Source organism: Cellvibrio sp. OA-2007, assembly GCF_000953825.1.
Classification (GTDB): domain Bacteria; phylum Pseudomonadota; class Gammaproteobacteria; order Pseudomonadales; family Cellvibrionaceae; genus Cellvibrio.
Genome location: NZ_BBUL01000047.1, coordinates 1 through 1994, shown reverse-complemented (window position 1 = coordinate 1994; position 1994 = coordinate 1). Strand labels below are relative to the sequence as shown.

Below are 1994 nucleotides of genomic sequence, written 5' to 3'. Positions count from 1 at the left end.
GCTGCTTCCGCTGCTGGCGAGTGTGATCAAACGTCGCGCGATTATTTGCAATGTATTTCGTCTGGTAATTCGTCTCGTTCTGCTGTTAGTTCTAGTAGCTCATCATCTAATTCATCTTCTGGATCTTCTCGTTCTGGTGCTTATAGTTCGCTTGGTGAAAAAGGCGAATTTGATGATGAAATAACAGAGAAAAAATTGGAGGACATTACCAAGGAGCTCGAGGATAAAATTGCCGATATTAAAGACGATATACAAGGCGAGTTTGGCGGTACTATTTCAGGCAGGGGGGGCATACAGGATTTTTGTAAAAATATTCGTGATACACAGGTCTGTTTTGGTATGGAAAAATTTGAGCCTTATCTAGACCCTATCGCCGCTGCTATATTTTTGGTTGCGTGTGTCATTTCCTTTTCAATCGTTCTCAGGGGTTAATTATGGAATTTATTCAAACTATTATTGACGGCATTACTTGGATCATTGACTTTATTTATGTTGGTATTTATGAATTTATTCAAGAAGTAATGCAGGAGCTTGTAGCGTGGCTTGTTATTGCCAAGCTTCAAACAATGCTCTTTTTGATGGAGTTTTCTTGGGGCGTTGCCAAGCAAATTTTAATTAATTTAAATATTGGTGATTACATACAACAGGGTTTTAGTGATTTAGATCCTGTGCTTATGGGTTATTTAAATTTCTTTCGTGTTCCAGAGTCTCTTAACTTGATTGTTCAAGCGATTGCAACCCGCGTTACTCTCAAGGTTATGGGGTGGCAATAAATGAGTACCGCAATTATCCATGGCGATCCCGGCTCCTATAAAACATCTGCATTGGTTAGCGATTATTTGGTTCCTGCGGTTAAGTCGGGCAGGGTGGTTGTCACTAACATCCGTGGAGTTAAAACACCTGAAGAAATTGCTGAAATTTATTCTTTCGTTTTGCCCGATACTGCCGAAATTATTTTGGTTGAATTTACTGAGGCTGGATTTGAAAAAATGGCTCGGTTTTTTCATTGGGTTCCTGAAGGTGCACTAATTTTAATGGATGAGGGGCAGCGCGTTTATCCTACGCGTTTACGTGATTTTAAATGTTATGACTTACATAACCCTCAAGATGAAAAGCGCCCTCGAACTGTTGAGGATGCTTTTGACTCTCACCGTCATATGAATTGGGATATCTACATCAGTACACCTAACATTGGGAAAATCCATAAAGAAATTCGTAGCGTTGCTGAGTTTGGTTACCGCCATAAAAATATGGCTACTGTTTTTAGTTTTATGAGAGGCCGTTATAAGCGTGTTACTCACATTGCTGATAATTCTGGCACCGCAATGGGTCACGCCATATCTGCCAGTCTGAAAAAAATTGATAAGAGAGCATTCGATGTTTACCAATCAACAGCTACAGGAAAAACAAAAGACTCGTCCGCGTCTTTTAGTTTTTTTAAACAGCCTAAAGTCTTACTTGTGCTTTGCATTATCGGTTATAGCGTTTGGAATATGGGATCTACTGTGTACAGTGCGGGAGGTTTGCCGACCATGTTTGGCGGCTCTGTTAAGCCATCCGATTACAATCCTAATAAAGCGCCTGCTGCTGCACCTGTTCAAGCGTCTGCTGGTCTTTCTTCTAGTCCTGTATCTAATGGGGTCAGTTCTCCAAACCCTTTTGGGGGCTTAGTTATTTATATGGTTGGTGATGTCGCTCCTGTTGGCATGTTGTTTCAGGTTGAGTTCCCTGACAAAAGCTATATTTCCATGACACAACTTGAGCTAGAGCAACTTGGCTTTAACATTGCAAAGATCAACACTAGGATGGCCAAGGTTACATTTGATAATGAAGTGTTCTATGCTTTGCCCAAACCCGTTGCACATTATGTAGCTGATAGTCCCAATACAGTGCAGCCAGATTTAAACTTAATAAATTAACTTTTGGATTTTTGGTGTTTGTTTGAAAGGATTTGATAACTGGGTTTTTTGGTAAAAACGCTAATTGCGCATAAT

3 protein-coding genes are annotated in these 1994 nt (G+C 40.2%); all 3 read left to right on the top strand.

Annotated elements, in window-relative coordinates:
• Positions 1-432 (top strand): hypothetical protein (locus AWU77_RS20430; RefSeq protein WP_193747477.1); only part of this gene is annotated, 432 nt, incomplete at its 5' end.
• Positions 433-434: 2 nt separating this feature from the next.
• Positions 435-773 carry a DUF2523 family protein gene (locus AWU77_RS02215; protein ID WP_062058607.1) on the top strand — a complete coding sequence of 113 codons (339 nt, stop codon included), beginning with the start codon at positions 435-437 and terminating at the stop codon, positions 771-773.
• Positions 774-1919 (top strand): zonular occludens toxin family protein, encoded by a 1146-nt coding sequence (locus AWU77_RS02210; RefSeq protein ID WP_062058604.1) that lies wholly within the window; start codon positions 774-776, stop codon positions 1917-1919.
• Positions 1920-1994: the final 75 nt, after the last annotated feature.

What these genes read in the sequence shown, in the direction of transcription:
- AWU77_RS02215 (WP_062058607.1), top strand. Translation starts at nt 435, where the DNA reads ATGGAATTTATTCAAACTATTATTGACGGCATTACTTGGATCATTGAC.
- AWU77_RS02210 (WP_062058604.1), top strand. Translation starts at nt 774, where the DNA reads ATGAGTACCGCAATTATCCATGGCGATCCCGGCTCCTATAAAACATCT.